Raw genomic sequence first — 15,520 nt, 5'->3', positions numbered from 1 at the left:
CATGCGTACGCGTACGCGCGTCACCGCCGCCGTGAGCGCGGGCGCGGCCCTGCTCGCCCTGTCCGGCTGCGGCGCCGCCGACATGTCCAAGCAGGCCTCGCCGTACGCCAACGCGGCGGGCGCCAAGACCGTGACGCTGTCCGTGCAGTCGTGGGTGGGCGCGCAGGCCGATGTCGCCGTCGCCGAGTACCTGCTCAAGCACGAGCTGGGCTACCGCGTCGACAAGGTCCAGATCGACGAGATCCCCGCCTGGGACGCGCTCAGCCAGGGCCGCGTCGACGCGATCATGGAGGACTGGGGCCACCCCGACCAGGAGCAGCGGTACATCAAGGACAAGAAGACGATCGTCCCCGGCGGCGACGTCGGCGTCACCGGACACATCGGCTGGTACGTCCCGACGTACTTCGCGAAGAAGCACCCGGACGTCACCGACTGGAAGAACCTCAACAAGTACGCCGAGGACTTCCGCACCCCCGAGTCCGGCGGCAAGGGCCAGCTCATGGACGGCTCCCCGTCCTACGTCACCAACGACAAGGCCCTGGTGAAGAACCTCGACCTGGACTACAAGGTCGTCTTCGCGGGCTCCGAGGCGGCCCAGATCACCCAGATCGAGCAGTTCGCCAAGCAGAAGAAGCCGTTCCTGACCTACTGGTACAAGCCCCAGTGGCTGTTCGAGAAGGTCCCCATGACCGAGGTCAGGCTGCCCGCGTACAAGGAGGGCTGCGACGCCGACCCCGAGGCGATCAGGTGCGGGTACCCGCACACGCCGCTCCAGAAGTACCTCAACGCGGACTTCGCGGAGAACGGGGGCGACGCGGCAAAGTTCCTGAAGCGGTTCCGGTGGTCGGAGGCCGACCAGAACGAGGTCTCCCTGATGATCGCCGACCGGAAGATGTCGCCCGAGGATGCGGCGGAGGCCTGGGTGAAGAAGAACGAGCGGAAGTGGCGGGGATGGCTCCCGTAGGGGCCGCCGGACGGGCTGGAACTTTGCCGAGACCGGCGGAATCCAGCCCGTCCGGCGTCTGAGGACGAGGCGCGGAGCGCCGAACGGGGGAGAGGGGCGGAGCCCCATGCGGATGCGGGGGCCGGGGCCGCGGCCTCAGGGAAGGGCGGGTGGGCGGGGGCGGTCACGGCAGGACGCGGCACAGGGCGGCCAGGGTCGCGGGCCAGGTGTGGTCGGCGGGGGTGCCGTAGCCGACGACCAGGCCGTCCTCGGGAGGGACGGCGGCGGCGGGGTGCCGGAAGCGGGACAGCCCCTGCAGCCCGAGCCGCTGCCAGCTCGCCGCCCGCACCACGGACTCCTCGGTGCCGGGCGGCAGCCGCAGCACCGCGTGCAGCCCGGCGGCGATCCCGCTGACCTGCACCTCGGGCGCCGCGTCGGCGACCGCCGCGACCAGCTGGTCCCGCCGCCTGCGGTACCGCAGCCGCGCCGACCGCACATGCCGGTCGTACGCCCCGGACGTCAGGAACTCGGCGAGCGCCAGCTGGTCCAGCACCCCGTTGGACGCCCCGGCGGCGAACTTCAGCTCGGCGACCTCGGAGGCGAGCGCCGCGGGAAGCACCATCCAGGCGAGCCGCAGTCCGGGCGCGAGGGACTTGGAGGCGGTGCCGAGGTAGACGACGCGTTCGGGGTCCAGGCCCTGGAGCGCGCCGACGGGCTGCCGGTCGTAGCGGAACTCGCCGTCGTAGTCGTCCTCCAGGATCAGCCCATCGACGTGCCGCGCCCAGTCGACGGCCTCGGCGCGCCGGTCGGGGTGGAGCGGCTTGCCCATGGGGAACTGGTGCGCCGGGGTGAGCAGGAGCGCCCGGTGCCCGGCGAGCCCGTCGGTGCGGGTGCCGAGGTCGTCGACGCCGAGCGGTTCGGTGCGCAGACCGGTGCGGTCGAGCCGGTCCCAGTGCAGATCGAGCCCGTACGACTCGACGGCGATCCGCCGCAGCCCCCGCGCCACCAGCAGCTCGCCCAGCAGGGTCAGGCCGTGCATGAAGCCGGGGACGACGACGATCCGCTCGGGGTCGGCGCGCACGCCCCGGGCCCGGGAGAGGTACGAGGCGAGGGCGGCGCGCAGTTCGACGCGGCCGCGCGGATCCCCGTACCCGAAGGCGTCGTCGGGTGCGGCGGCGAGGGCGCGGCGGGCGGCCTTCAGCCACTCGGCGCGGGGGAACGACGTCACGTCGGGCGTGCCGGGCATCAGGTTGTGTAGGGGCGCGCCGCTGGTGCGGGGCGGGCGCGCGGCCTTGGCGGGGCGCGGCACGTCACGGGAGGCGACGCGGGTGCCGGAGCCCTGGCGGGCGGTGAGCCAGCCCTCGGCGACGAGGTCGGCGTAGGCGTCGGCGACGGTGTTGCGGGCGACGCCGAGGTCGGCGGCGAGCGTACGGGACGACGGCAGGCGGGTGCCGGGGGCGAGCCGCCCGCCGCGCACGGCCTCGCGCAGGGCGTCCGTCAGCCGCTTGCGCACCCCTGAGCGCCCACCCGTGCCCGCCGCGTCGAGATGCAGGTCGACGCTCCAGGCACCGCCGCCCTCACGCCCTGAAGTGGCCCAAGATTTCCCCATGGGAATGGACCATACCCGTGGGCTAATCGCCTCGTAGATTCAAGGCATGACCACGAACACCAGCACCCACGCGACCACCCACACCCACGACGACCGGCTCCCCGAGCACGCCCCGCCTGAACATGGCGGAGCACGCCCCGGAGGCGTACAAGGCCATGATCCGGCTGGCGGCGGCGGCCAAGAAGGGCGTGGACCCGGTCATCTTCGAACTGGTCCAGATCCGCGCGTCGCAGATCAACCACTGCGCGTTCTGCCTGGACATGCACACCAAGGACGCGCTGGCGGCGGGGGAGAGCGTCGAGCGGATCATCCAGCTCAGCACGTGGGAGGAGTCGAAGCACTTCTACACGGCGAGGGAGATCGCGGCGATCGAGCTGACGGAGGCCGTCACGGTCCTGACCGACGGGTTCGTGCCGGACGAGGTGTACGAGCGGGCGGCCCAGCACTTCGACGACACCGAGCTGGCCCACCTGATCGCGGCGATCACCCTCATCAACGGCTGGAACCGCTTCGCCGTGACCAGCCGCATGGTCCCGGGCCACTACACGCCGGGCTCGACCGCGCACCGCCCCGCCAACTGACCCCGTACGCCGACACGTACGTACACATCCAACACGTACGTCCGCAGCCAACACATACATACGCAGCCGACACATACGTCCGCAGCCAACACGTAGGCCGATGAGCACCCCCGAGGAGCCAAGCCCCCATGAGCAAGCGCGCAGCGAAGATCAAACTGCCGGTCGTCACGGCCCTCCAGCAGGCCACCGAGGCGGCGTCCCAGGGCATGAACGTCCACCTCAAGTACCTGGTCATGATCCGGGCCTCCCAGATCAACCACTGTGCGTACTGCATCGACATGCACATCAAGGAAGCGAAGCTCGCGGGCGAGACGGACGAGCGGATCTACTTCCTCAACGCCTGGGAGGAGGCGGAGGGTTCGTACACCGAGCGGGAGCGGGCCGCGCTGGCCCTGACGGAGGCGATCACGCTGCTCACCGACGGGTTCGTGCCGGACGAGGTGTACGAGCGGGCGGCCCAGCACTTCGACGAGGCGGAGCTGGGCCAGCTGATCTCGATGATCACCCTCATCAACGCCTGGAACCGCCTGAACGTCAGCATCCGCAACCCGCCCACCTACCAGCCCTCCCGGACCGAGGAGCACAAGTGAGCGCGACGGCCGAGGCGTTCGGCGCCCTGCACCGCGACCGGGCGCCGGGCGACCCCCTGGTCCTGCCGGGCCCCTGGGACGCGGCGAGCGCGCGCGTCTTCGAGGAGGCGGGCTTCCCGGCCCTGGCGACACCGAGCGCGGGCGTCGCGGCGTCCCTCGGGTACGCGGACGGGTCCGTGCCGCCGCGCGAGATGTTCGAGGCGGTGGGGCGCATCGCGCGGGCGGTGTCCGTCCCCGTCAGCGCGGACGTCGAGGACGGCTACGGGCTGCCCGCCCGCCAGCTGGTCGGCCGCCTCCTCGACGCGGGCGTCGTCGGCTGCAACCTGGAGGACTCCTGGGGCGGCAAGGACGACGCCGCCGGGTCCCTCAAGGACGCCGAGGCCCAGGCGGAGTACCTCGCGGCCGTGCGCGAGGTGGCGGGCGCGGAACTCTTCCTCAACGCGCGCGTCGACACCTACGTCCGGGGGGTCGCCGACCTCGACGAGACGCTGCGGCGCGCCCGGCTCTACGTCGAGGCCGGGGCGGACTGCGTCTACGTCATCAAGGCACCGCCGGACGTGCTGCCCGCGCTGCGCGACGGGGTGGCGGCGCCGCTCAACGCCCTCTTCCTGCCGGGGGGACCTTCGGTCCGGGAGCTGGGGGAGCTGGGGGCGTCCCGGGTGACGTTCGGCCCGGGGTTGCAGCGGCGGGCGATGGCGGCGGTCGCCTCTTTCGCGGGGGGTTTGGGGTGACGGTGGGGGGCCTGCCGGGGCCCTAAGGTGACGGTGGGTGGGCCCTGCCGGGGCCCCCAATCCCGCCCCTTCTGGGCCCTGCCGGGTGGCCCCCAATCCCGCCGCTTCTGGGCCCTGCCGGGTGGCCCCCAATCCCGCCCCTTCACCGAAACCATGGGGCTGCTGCCCCTGGCACCCCCGCCCTCGTTGCCGCTCCGCGGCTCGTCCTCAAACGCCGGACGGGCTAGATCCGTCGCGCTGCGCGCTCGTCCTCAAGCGCCGGACCGGCTTGATCTATCGCGCTGGCGCGCTCGCCCTCAAACGCCGGGCGGGCTGGAAGGGTCGTGCTGCGCGCTCGTCCTCAAGCGTCGGGCGGGCTGGAACGGGCGCGCTGCGTGTTCGGCCTCGGGTGTTGGCGGGTTTGGTCTGTCGCGCTGGCTTGGGGGAGGGGCGTGAAGGGGAGTGGGAGGGGGCGCGGGGGTGTGCCGTTCGCAACTTTGGCGGAGTTGATGGGGGAGGGCGTCGGCTTGCCCTCGGCTCTGGCGGATCCCCGAGAAGACGTGCTCCGCACCCGCCGCCCGAGCCGGGCCATGGACCACCGGGTCACCTGCCCCCACTCCACCCCCGCCTTCGACTCCGTCCTCGGCTCCGTCCGAGGCTGGGCTCCGCCTTCGACTGCGACTCCGCCCCCCCGCCCACGCTCCACCCCTGACCCCGCCCCGCATCCGTCTCCCCCTTCGTCTCCGTCTATGCCTGCGCCTCGCCCTGACCTTTCCCGGAGACCTCACCCTGACCGTTCCCCGAAGGGGATTCGATCCGCGCTCGGCATCCGGGCCGGGCCGCCACGTCACCGATTCCGACTTCGTGTCGGCCCGTCCCTCCGCCAACCCCTCCCCCCGGCCGCTCCCGCGAGAGGGCGCGGCCCGCACCCGGCATCCCGGCCGGGCTATCGCGCCACCGATTCCGTCTCCACCCCCGCCCACGCCTCCTCCCCCCACCGTTCCCGCGAGATGATCCGGTCCGCACCCGGCAACTGAGCCGGGCCATTGAGACACGGGCTCGGGTTTCCGCTCGTGCTCCACGCTGACCGTTCCCTCAGGGAGACACGGCCCGCACCCGGCATCCCGGCCGGGCCATCGCGCCACCGATTCCGCCTCCACCTCCGCCCATCCCTCCCCTCGCCGTTCCCGCAAGAAGATCCGGTCCGCACCCGGCATCCGGACCGGACCATCGCGGAACCGAACCCGCCTCCGCCCCTGCCCACGCCTCCTCCCCCCACCGTTCCCGCAAGAAGATCCGGTCCGCACCCGGCAGCGAGACCCCACGTGACCACCGCACCCCCCCGTGGCCCCACCCCCAGGGCCGCCCGGACAACGGCACCTCGCGCTGGAGGGGCGGGAGTCAAGGGTGGAGCGCAGCGGAATCGGCGGAGCCGACGCCCGAAGGGCGCCCTTGACGCCCGCCCCGGAAGCGCCACCCTCCAACTGCCGGGCGGCCACGCCCACTTGTCACCCGTACGGCAGGAAAGCGGCCCCCGCGGCCCCCGCGGCCCCCGCGGCCCCCGCGGCCCCCGCGGCCCCCGCGGCCCCCACGGCCCCCACGGCCCCCACGGCCCCCACGGCCCCCACGGCCCCCACGCCCCCCGTCAAATCCCCCTCAACGGAAGTCGCCCGCATGCTCCGCCGCCCAAGCGGCAAACGTACGGGCCGGACGCCCCGTAACGTCCTCAACCGCCGACGAAACGGTGTAAGCGATGGCAGGCGGATTCAAATACCAGCCCACCACGTGATCAACCCCTTCCTCCGAGGCCCCCGTCGCCCGTACGACGGCCCGCGCCTGCTCCTCGGTCAGCTCCTCGAAGCGGAAGTCCCGGCCGACGGCATCGGCGAGAACACCCACCCGCTCGGCGGGGGTGAGCGCCTCAGGCCCGGTCAGGGTGTAACGCCGCCCGACGTGCCGCCCAACACGCCGCCCGACGTGCCGCCCACCGCGCAGCCCCCCACCCGCACCCCCCACAAGCGACTCCACCAGCGCGACCGCGGCGACCTCCCCGATGTCCGACTCATGGACGAGCGCACCGGGCCGGTCACCCAGCAGCCGGGCCACCCCCTCCGCCCGCAGGGAGTCCGCCCAGTCCAGCGCGTTGGACATGAACTCCACGGGTTCGAGAACGGTCCACCCGAGGCCGCTCTTCGCCAGGGCCCGCTCCACCGCCCCCTCCACTCCGCTCCACAGCACGGTCACGTGCCGCACCCCGCTCCGCTCCGCCAGCGCGACGAGCTCGCCCGCGACCTCCTCCGTGACGGGCTCGCCGTTCGCGCTGGTCATCAGGTGCACCCCGGTCACGCCGTCGAGGGCGGGGGCGAGGGAGGCGGGGTCGGACAGGTCCCCGGCCACCACCTCGACGCCCTCGGGGAGCCGGGCGGCCTCCGGCCGCCGGGTCAGGGCGCGCACGCGCACACCCCGCTTCAGCAGATGGCCGACGACTTCACGGCCGACCCGCCCGGTGGCCCCGGTCACCAACACGGTCATGACGCACTCCTCCGACTCTCCGGCTTGTCCACAGCTCTCCGCAGCCCACCGCAGCCCACCGCACCCCTCCACGGCACTTCACTTCTCCCCACGCGGCGGCAGACTCGCCAGGACCGTAAAAGGTGAAGGGAACTTGAGGTCAAGGGCAGGGATTATCGGCTTGCCGCAGGTCACCAGGGTCGGATAGGAAGCCCGCATGCTCAGAGGCAACAAGATCGGGCTCAGGGCCCGGTACGAGGACGACATCCCGGTCCTGCGGGCCGAGCTCTACGACGACGTGGCCGAATCCGCGCGGGCCGAGGGCGTGCCGTGGCGGCCCATCCCGCCCGGCACGAAGGACCCACGGCTCGTGGTGGACGAAACGAACCAGGGGAGCGTCCAGTTCTCCGTGGTGGAGCTGGAGGGCGGCGCACTCGTCGGCACGGCGGTGCTGTGGGGCATCGACACCCACAACCGCTGCGCGCACATCGGCCTCGGCCTGTTCCCCTCCGCCCGCGGCAAGGGCTACGGCACCGACGTGGTCGGGGCGCTGTGCCACTACGGCTTCGTCGTACGAGGCCTCCACCGGATCCAGATCGAGACGCTGGCGGACAACTACGGGATGCTGCGCGCCGCGGAGCGCAACGGCTTCGCCCGCGAGGGCGTGCTCCGGGCCTCGTCCTGGGTGATGGGCGAGTTCCTGGACGAGGTGGTCCTGGGCCTCCTGGCCCAGGACTGGAACCAGCGCCCGACCTCCCAGCCCGCGACCTGAAGGCCAGCGCGGCGGCGCGACGGCGCGACGGCGCGACGGCGCGGCAAACCAAGCCCGTCCGGCGTGTGAGGACAAGCCACGAAGCGGCAACGAGGGCGGGGCGCCAGAGGCGGCAGCCCCGGCACCCCGCCCTCCCCTCACGCACCCCCTTTGCCGCCATCCCACCTCAACTGCCCCTTAAGTACCGGCAGTTGACAAACGATCGAACGAACGTCTAGACAGGTCTCGCTCCTGGCATCTCATGAGCGCGTCTTCGCGCTGCCCGCACTTCCCCCATTAGCGGAGGTAGTTGGCACAGTGAGTACCAGACCTCGTACAACAACCAAATCGCGATCCCGAACCGGCACCAAATCCGGCACCAGAACAACCCCCACAACCACCCCCACAACCCCCCGCACCACCACCCGCCGCCTCCTGATCGGCGCCATCCTCTCCGCGGTCCTGGCCACCGCCCTCCCCCAACTCGCCGCGGCGACCCCCGCCCCCACGGCCCCCAACGCCCCCACCACCCCCACGAAGAGCAGCCCCACCCCCCACACCACCCCACCCAAGGACCCCCCGAAGCGGACCTACCCCCGCAACTCCCCCCACCTGCGCGTCACATACGGCGTGAACGGCACCCCCGCCCTCCGCGCACCCGCCGTCATCCACGGCACCGGCCCCGAACTCAGCTGGCCGAAGGCCACCTCCTTATCCGGGACCGGCCCGCACGCCAAGGGGGCCCGCGGCAGCGAGGTGACCGGCTACGAGGTGCACCGCTCCACCCGCCGCACCTTCTCGCCGACGACCTCCACCCTGGTCGCGGCCCTGGGCCCGGACGCCACCCGCTTCAGGGACACCAGCGCCGAACCGACCCCGCCCCGCAGCGCGTCGGAGACCGGGCGGACGTACGCGTACCGGATCGTCACGAGGACCAGGGACGGCCGCTTGTACGGCTCGCCGATCCGCAGCGTGGCGGTACCGAAGGCGGGCCACACCCTCCACCGGACCGAGCCCGGCACACACGAGCCCGGCACGCGCAGGCCCGGCACACACGAGCCCGGCCCGCGCAAGCCCGGCACACACGAACGCCGCACCCCGCACCCCGGTCGGCACCACCCCGCCCTCCCCAAGAAGGCCCGCGTCCTCAAGACCACCCCCCACCACGTCCTCTACACCACCCCCACCCCCTGGGACACCTACTACGCCCCCGCCACCCCCACCCGCATGACGGCCCGCAACACCTACCCGGTGGCCGTCACGCTCACCAACACGACCACCACCGACTGGCCCGCGGGCGAGCGCGAGCTGAGCTACCGGTGGGCGCACCCGGACGGCTCGGACGCCACGACCGCCGACAACCAGCTCCGCGCCGACGTCCCGGCGCTCGCCGCGGGCGCGTCGACGACCGTGCGGGCCACGGTCAAGGCCCCGGCCGTGGACGGCAACCGCCGCGCCGGGTACACCCTGACCTGGGACGTCCACAACAAGGCGGACGACACCTGGCTGTCGCAGAAGCCCGGCATCGGCGGCCTCGCCCAGACGACGGCCGTGGAGGACCCCACCGCGGACCGCCTGGGCCTCGAGGACTACCACGCGTACACCGGCAAGAACACCGGCGCGGGCTCCACGCTGATGTCCAACCTCGGCTCGGGCAACGCCGTGTGGTCGTACAACGCGTTCACCAACCCCGGCCGCGGCATCAACACCTTCGCGCGCTTCACGTACAACGCGCAGGACACCTCCGACAGCCACCTCGGCCACGGCTGGTCCGCGCAGGCCGCGGGCCCGCTGCGGCTCGGCACCGTGCTGGACTTCCACCCGGACGTCGACCCCGGCGAGGCGTACGTCGCCGACGGCGACGGCACCCAGCACATCTTCCGCAAGCAGGCCGACGGCAGCTGGCGGCCCTCGCCCGGCTACCACTACCGCCTCACGGCGAAGGACGGCGCCCCGACGTCATGCCTGCCCGGCGGGGGCCGCGAGGTGCCGGACGCCTGGACGCTGACCCGCCCCGACGGCACCCGCCTCCTGATCGGCTGCGACGGCTACCTGACGTCGATCGTGGACCGGAACGGCAACACGCAGACGTACGAGTACGAGCTGCGCGACTCCGGCAACCGCCGCGTCAAGTTCCTCACCCGCATCAAGGACCCGTCGGCCCGCACGACGCTCACGCTCGACTACTACCGGCCGGGCGACGCGACGTACGAGTACATCGACGACAAGGGCGACCGGGCCACCGGCAAGGACCTGTGGAACCCGCGCATCTACGACCACCTGAAGTCGATCACCGACGTCTCCGGCCGGAAGGTCGCCTTCCACTACACCGAGAAGGGCCTGCTCGGCCGCCTCACCGACGGCGAGGGCGCGTCCCAGCCGAAGGTCTTCCGGTTCGCGTACGACGGCACGCAGGGCGCCAGGAACCCGAAGCTGACGAAGGTCACCGACCCGCGCGGCCACGCCACCGGACTCGACTACTCCGTCACCGCCGACACCGACTACCGCTGGTCGACGAAGACCCTCACGGACCGCCTCGACGGCACCACGGACTTCGCGTACCGCAAGCGCTCGGGCGGCGGCGACGAGACCAAGGTCACTGACGCCGAGAAGCACACCTCCACATACGAGACGGACGACGGCGACCGCCCGGTGAAGGTCGTCAACGCCAAGTCCCAGTACACGAAGATGACGTGGGACGGCGACAACAACGTCACGCTCCTGGAGGAGAACAACGGCGCGAAGACGGCGTACTGCTACGACGAGAAGACCGGCTACCCGCTGTGGGAGCGTTCGGCGGAGGACAACAAGGAGGGCGTGCCGTCGGCCGACGAGTGCGCCCCGAACAAGTACCCGTCCCACGCGGTCCGTTACGAGTACCAGACGAGCGAGGGCGGCCACGTCGCCGACCTGCGGAAGAAGACCTCGGCGGAGAACCGCACGTTCGAGTTCGGCTACGACGCCAAGGGCAACCTGACGAAGGTCACCGACCCCAAGGGCGTCGCGTCCTCAACGGACGGCGACTACACGACGACGTACGCCTACGACGCGTACGGCCAGCTGACCAAGGCCACCGACGCCAACGGCAATCCCACCCTGTACTCGGACTTCGCGCCGTCCGGCTATCCGCGCACCACCACGGACGCGCTGAGCAAGACCACCAAGACCGAGTACGACGAGCGCGGCCAGGTCACGGCGGTGACGGACGCGCTGGGCAAGAAGACCACGCAGACGTATGACACGTATGGCCGTCCGCTGGTGTCGAAGGTGCCGAAGGACCAGGCGGCCGGGGTCTACATCACCACTCCCGCCCCTGACTACGACGCGAACGACAACGTCACCAAGTCGACGGCGCCCAACGGCGCGGTGTCGACGGCGGTGTATGACAAGGCGGACCAGGTCACGGAGGCGACGGCGCCGAAGGACACGGACACCTCGGGTGAGCGGCGCACGCGGTACGCGTACGACAAGGTCGGCAACCTGCTGACGACGACGGAGCCGAAGGGCGTGGCGACGCCGTCGGACCCCGACGACTACGTGACGACGAACCACTACGACGAGATCTACCAGCTCACCGAGGTCGTCAACGCCAAGAAGGAGAAGGTCAGTTACGTCTACGACGGCGTCGGCAACCCCGTCCGCGTCATCGACCCCAAGAAGAACCAGACCCCCGACCCCGACGACTACACCACCAAGACCGACTACGACATGAACCACCGCGTCGTGGCAGTCACGGACGCCACGGGCCGCACCACCAAGCAGGCCTACGACAAGGACTCCCTGGTCGTCTCCACGACCGACCAGGAGAACAACACCACCAAGAACCACTACGACGAGCGCGGCAAGCTCGCGGTGGTCGAGGTGCCGCACAAGGACGGCACGCTGCGCACGACGAAGTTCGGCTACGACGAGGTCGGCAACCAGATCAAGGTCTTCACGCCGCGCAGCGTCGCCGCCGACCGCGCTGACGCGTTCGTGGCGGAGACCACGTACGACGCCCTGAACCGTCCCGCGCGGCAGATCCAGCCGTACGACCCGCGCGATGCGCGCTACAACCGGAAGGTCTGGACGGAGACGACGTATGACGCGGTGGGCCGCGTGGCGAAGGTCTCCGCACCGCCCTCCGAAGGCGAACAGACCCGCGTCGACACGACGTACTCCTACTTCGACAACGGCTGGGTGAAGTCCTCCAAGGACGCCTGGGACATCACGACCACGTACGACTACACCGAGCTGGGCCAGCAGAAGGCGCGCCAGCTCACGTCGGCTGCGGGTTCGTCGAGCCGGACGATGCGCTGGGGGTACTTCCCCGACGGCAAGCTGAAGTCGCTGGACGACGACGGGGCGCCGGTGGGCCGCAACGAGGTGCTGGGGGAGCCGTCGCAGAGGCTGCCGATCCCGAGGTCGGGCACGTACACCGCGTACGCGGACCGGGCCGGTGACGGCAAGGGCTGGATCAAGCTCGGCAGGCAGGAGTACGAGAAGAACGAGTTCGTGACGCTGAAGGCGCAGGGCGCGGAGAAGGTCAAGCTGGTCCGGGACACCGCGGGTGTGGCGGACACGGAGAACAAGCGCTTCGCATACGCCTATGACGTCAACGGCAACCTCACCTCGATCGACGACAAGTCCACGGGCACGAAGGTCGACGCGTACACGATCTCCTACACCGGGTTGAACCAGGTCGAGAAGGTCGTGGAGGCACTGGCGGGCCAGGAGAAGAAGACGACGTCGTACACCTACGACGCCAACGGCCAGCCGGAGACTCTGAAGCACCCCGATCAGTACGCCAAGTACACCTACGACCTGCGGGAGCTGGTCAAGGAGGTCTCAGTAGGCAAGTCGCCCTCGGACTCCACGCCGAAGGTGACGACGTACGACTACACGTGGCGCGGCCAGAAGGCCAAAGAGACCAAGGCCAACAAGAACACCGTCGACTACGCCTACTACCTCGACGGCACGCTCAAGTCCCAGACGGAGAAGAAGCCCAACGGCACGCTGGTCTCCTCGCACACCTACGCCTATGACCCCAACGGGAACAAGGCGCAGGACGTGGCGAAGAAGATGAGCGGCGACGACACCACCAAGTACCTGTCGTCCACGACCGACTACTCCTACGACCCGGCCGACCGCCTGTCCAAGTCCGTCCGCACCGGCGACGGGGCCGGGACGGAAACCTACGTCCACGACGACAACGCCAATGTCGTCTCCCAGACCGTCAAGGGCAAGACGACGACGTTCGGCTACGACCGCAACCGCCTCCTGAAGGCCACGTCGGGCGGGGCGGAGGCCTGGTACACCTACGACCCCTTCGGCCGCCAGGAGTCAGTCACCAGCGGCGGCAAGGTCATCGAACGCAACGTCTACGACGGCTTCGACCGCATCCGCCAACACGAGAAGGCCGACACCGCCGGGGCCCTGAAGGCGACGAAGTACGCCTACGACCCCCTGGACCGCACCGCCTCCCGCACCGAGGCCTCCGGCAAGACCACGGACTACACCTACCTCGGCATGTCCGGCGAGGTCCTGGGCGAGGAAGTCGCGGGCAAGCTCACCAAGTCCTACCAGTACAGCCCCTGGGGCGAACGCCTCTCCCAGATCAAACACGCCGCCGACGGCAAGACGGAGGACACCTACTACGGCTACAACAGCCACACCGACGTCGAGACCCTGACAGACAAGGACGGCAACGCCAAGTCCACCTACGGCTACACCGCCTACGGCGACAACGCCCCGTCCGACTTCACGGGCATCGACAAACCCACGGCCACGGACCCCACGAAGGAGTCCTACAACCCCTACCGCTTCAACTCCAAACGCTGGGACGCGGCATCCTCCACCTACGACATGGGCTTCCGCGACTACAGCCCCGGCCTCAACCGCTTCCTCACCCGCGACATGTACAACGGCGCCCTCGCCGACATGAACCTGGTGTCCGACCCACTGACCGGCAACCGCTACGCCTTCGCGGGCGGCAACCCGACCACCTTCGTGGAGTTCGACGGCCACGGCTTCGGGATCCCCGCGCTGGACAACGCGCTCAAGGGCATACGCGAGGGCCTGAAGGACGGCCTGAAGGGCACCGTTAAGGGCGGCGCCAAACTGGCGGGCAAACGGAATCCTGTGGGCTTGGTCTTCAGCGCCCTCAGGGTTGTCGGAGCCATCGACGAGAACCCCTGGGACCGAGCTGTGGACAGCGCGGCTGACAGCGTGGCGGACGCGGTCTTCGGAGAGGACTCCGGTGGTGGGTCCAGGACGCGCAACCGGACGCTCAAGAAGCGCTGTGATGACGAACCGCGGTCCAAGCGGTTCAACTACCAGCCGCTGAAGGATGGTGCTCCCACGGGTGCTACCGCCCTGATCTGCCCGGAGGACCACAAGCCCCCGAATTCCCGAAGTAGTCGTCCCAGGACCTTGCCCAACCCGCCTGGTTACCTGGCGGCCAGGGATCGTGACGGGGTGTGGATATTCAATCGATCCCACATCATTGGCGACCGCTTCCGCGGTGAATGGGTGAGGGAGAACCTCTTCACCGGTTACTGGGAGATGAACCAGAAGGCGATGCTGGCCTGTGAGGATGAAATCGCCAGGGCTGTCAAGGGTGGCCAACCAGTCCTGTATTCAGGCCAGTTACATTATGGTGATGGTCGTCAGAACCTGCCGACCGGGATCACCATGACGGCTTCGACGTCAAGCGGTCGTCTCTTCAACGAGACCATAGAGAACAGGCCAGGAGAGCAGGTAACCTGTTGAGTGTCCAGCGTTTGGAGCAGGAGCTTTCCGGGCTCTTGCGGCATCGTGCCACAGAAACTCGCGCCATCAACTGGGGTGAGATCTCCGCTGAGCTCGGAACGGATCTTCCAGCGGACTTCAAGGCGCTGTCCGAAGCCTACCCCCGTTGACCATCGACGAATTTCTCGCGATTCTCATCCCGTCCCCCGGAGGAGAGCGCTTCTTCATCTCCGGAGTGCGGAGACTGCTCGACTTGCTGAGGCATCGACGGGATCGGGGGGCGTCGCACGGGTATGTCCCCTACCCCGAGGCGCATGGTCTGCTGCCCTGGGGGTCGTCCTCAGAAGGGGACATCTTCTACTGGAAGACTTCGGACGAGGGGCCCGATTCATGGACCATTCTCGTGAGTGGGCGCAACGACGACTGGTGTGAGTTCCAGGGGAGCCTCACGGAGTATCTGGCGGGGCTGGTCTCCGGAGCGGTGCCGCCTGATGGGCTGCCGCCGGACTTCCCCGGGCGGACGCCGACGGTCGAGGTCGGCTGAGATGGCGCCGGGCGGGCCGAGTGTGGCCCGTCCGGCGTTTTCGGGTGAATCGGTGCAGAAGGAGCCAAGTGGCGTGGAGGGAGGGGGCGCGGGCCAGGGGGGTTGGGGGTTTGCCTAGGGTGGGGCGCTGGTTGCGTACGTAGGTGTGCGTGGCAGGCGTACGACACGGGGGAGTGTCACCTGGCATGGCGGAAGAACAGGCCGCGCGGCGGCCGCGGCGGCTGCGGTCGAGCACCGTCGCCCTGGGATCCATGGGCGTGCTCGCCGCCGCCCTCACGTCCTGCGGCTCCGAGCCCGACAAGCGGTGCGTGGACCGGGGCAGCTACGACCTGGCCAAGGGCTACGAGATCGTGAGCGAGCGGCTGTGCGGCACCGGTGGCGCCGGATCCTCCGGCGGCAAGGCCCGCGCGGGCAGCCCCGGCACCCGCACCGACGCCGCCTGGTACTACGACCCCGACGTCGACGGCCGCCACGCCGACAACGGCACCTTCAGCCGCAGCGCGGCCGTCGACCGCGACGGCTTCGGCTGCTCCGGCTCCGGGGGCGGGTGAC

10 protein-coding genes are annotated in these 15,520 nt (G+C 70.3%); 8 read left to right on the top strand and 2 right to left on the bottom strand.

Going from position 1 to position 15,520, the window contains the following annotated elements; genetic code table 11:
* Position 1 precedes the first annotated feature (1 nt).
* Positions 2-964, top strand: a complete 963-nt coding sequence (locus ACOBQU_RS15035) for a glycine betaine ABC transporter substrate-binding protein (RefSeq protein ID WP_423627375.1) — start codon at positions 2-4, stop codon at positions 962-964.
* Positions 965-1,127: 163 nt separating this feature from the next.
* Here the strand turns inward: ACOBQU_RS15035 and ACOBQU_RS15030 are convergent, their stop codons facing one another.
* On the bottom strand, positions 1,128-2,552 hold the full coding sequence (locus ACOBQU_RS15030; RefSeq protein ID WP_423627373.1) for a PLP-dependent aminotransferase family protein: 1,425 nt from the start codon (positions 2,550-2,552) through the stop codon (positions 1,128-1,130).
* Between the two features lie 122 nt (positions 2,553-2,674).
* On the opposite strand from ACOBQU_RS15030, the gene ACOBQU_RS15025 reads away from it, so the two are divergent.
* The 3 genes from ACOBQU_RS15025 to ACOBQU_RS15015 all read left to right on the top strand — a co-directional run bounded on the left by ACOBQU_RS15025 (position 2,675) and on the right by ACOBQU_RS15015 (position 4,454).
* Complete coding sequence (locus ACOBQU_RS15025) at positions 2,675-3,133, top strand: carboxymuconolactone decarboxylase family protein (RefSeq protein WP_423627371.1); 459 nt, start codon at positions 2,675-2,677, stop codon at positions 3,131-3,133.
* 128 nt (positions 3,134-3,261) lie between these two features.
* The gene (locus tag ACOBQU_RS15020) at positions 3,262-3,723 is read left to right on the top strand and encodes a carboxymuconolactone decarboxylase family protein (RefSeq protein WP_423627369.1); all 462 of its coding nucleotides are present in this window, start codon (positions 3,262-3,264) and stop codon (positions 3,721-3,723) included.
* The gene (locus ACOBQU_RS15015) at positions 3,720-4,454 is read left to right on the top strand and encodes an isocitrate lyase/PEP mutase family protein (RefSeq protein WP_423627368.1); all 735 of its coding nucleotides are present in this window, start codon (positions 3,720-3,722) and stop codon (positions 4,452-4,454) included. Before ACOBQU_RS15020 ends, ACOBQU_RS15015 begins: the two co-directional genes overlap by 4 nt.
* Positions 4,455-6,089: 1,635 nt before the next feature.
* Here ACOBQU_RS15015 and ACOBQU_RS15010 read toward each other — a convergent pair.
* Positions 6,090-6,965, bottom strand: coding sequence for an NAD(P)H-binding protein (locus ACOBQU_RS15010; protein ID WP_423627366.1), 876 nt, complete (start codon positions 6,963-6,965; stop codon positions 6,090-6,092).
* A gap of 196 nt (positions 6,966-7,161) precedes the next feature.
* Here ACOBQU_RS15010 and ACOBQU_RS15005 point away from each other — a divergent pair, with 196 nt between their 5' ends.
* From ACOBQU_RS15005 to ACOBQU_RS14990, 4 genes are all read left to right on the top strand, one after another.
* Positions 7,162-7,716 (top strand): GNAT family N-acetyltransferase, encoded by a 555-nt coding sequence (locus tag ACOBQU_RS15005; protein WP_423627364.1) that lies wholly within the window; start codon positions 7,162-7,164, stop codon positions 7,714-7,716.
* Between the two features lie 297 nt (positions 7,717-8,013).
* On the top strand, positions 8,014-14,445 hold the full coding sequence (locus ACOBQU_RS15000; protein WP_423627362.1) for an RHS repeat-associated core domain-containing protein: 6,432 nt from the start codon (positions 8,014-8,016) through the stop codon (positions 14,443-14,445).
* A 145-nt stretch (positions 14,446-14,590) separates the two neighbouring features.
* On the top strand, positions 14,591-14,968 hold the full coding sequence (locus ACOBQU_RS14995; RefSeq protein WP_423627361.1) for a hypothetical protein: 378 nt from the start codon (positions 14,591-14,593) through the stop codon (positions 14,966-14,968).
* 185 nt (positions 14,969-15,153) lie between these two features.
* The gene (locus ACOBQU_RS14990) at positions 15,154-15,519 is read left to right on the top strand and encodes a hypothetical protein (RefSeq protein WP_423627359.1); all 366 of its coding nucleotides are present in this window, start codon (positions 15,154-15,156) and stop codon (positions 15,517-15,519) included.
* Position 15,520: the final 1 nt, after the last annotated feature.

The organism is Streptomyces sp. G45, from assembly GCF_049542095.1.
Lineage (GTDB): Bacteria > Actinomycetota > Actinomycetes > Streptomycetales > Streptomycetaceae > Streptomyces.
This window is presented reverse-complemented; position numbering and strand designations above follow the sequence as displayed.

Bases quoted from the DNA above. Each gene is read 5' to 3' on its own strand.
- ACOBQU_RS15025 (WP_423627371.1), top strand. From the start codon at position 2,675: ATGGCGGAGCACGCCCCGGAGGCGTACAAGGCCATGATCCGGCTGGCG.
- ACOBQU_RS14990 (WP_423627359.1), top strand. From the start codon at position 15,154: ATGGCGGAAGAACAGGCCGCGCGGCGGCCGCGGCGGCTGCGGTCGAGC.
- ACOBQU_RS15010 (WP_423627366.1), bottom strand. From the start codon at position 6,965: ATGACCGTGTTGGTGACCGGGGCCACCGGGCGGGTCGGCCGTGAAGTC.
- ACOBQU_RS15035 (WP_423627375.1), top strand. From the start codon at position 2: ATGCGTACGCGTACGCGCGTCACCGCCGCCGTGAGCGCGGGCGCGGCC.
- ACOBQU_RS15005 (WP_423627364.1), top strand. From the start codon at position 7,162: ATGCTCAGAGGCAACAAGATCGGGCTCAGGGCCCGGTACGAGGACGAC.
- ACOBQU_RS15030 (WP_423627373.1), bottom strand. From the start codon at position 2,552: ATGGGGAAATCTTGGGCCACTTCAGGGCGTGAGGGCGGCGGTGCCTGG.
- ACOBQU_RS15020 (WP_423627369.1), top strand. From the start codon at position 3,262: ATGAGCAAGCGCGCAGCGAAGATCAAACTGCCGGTCGTCACGGCCCTC.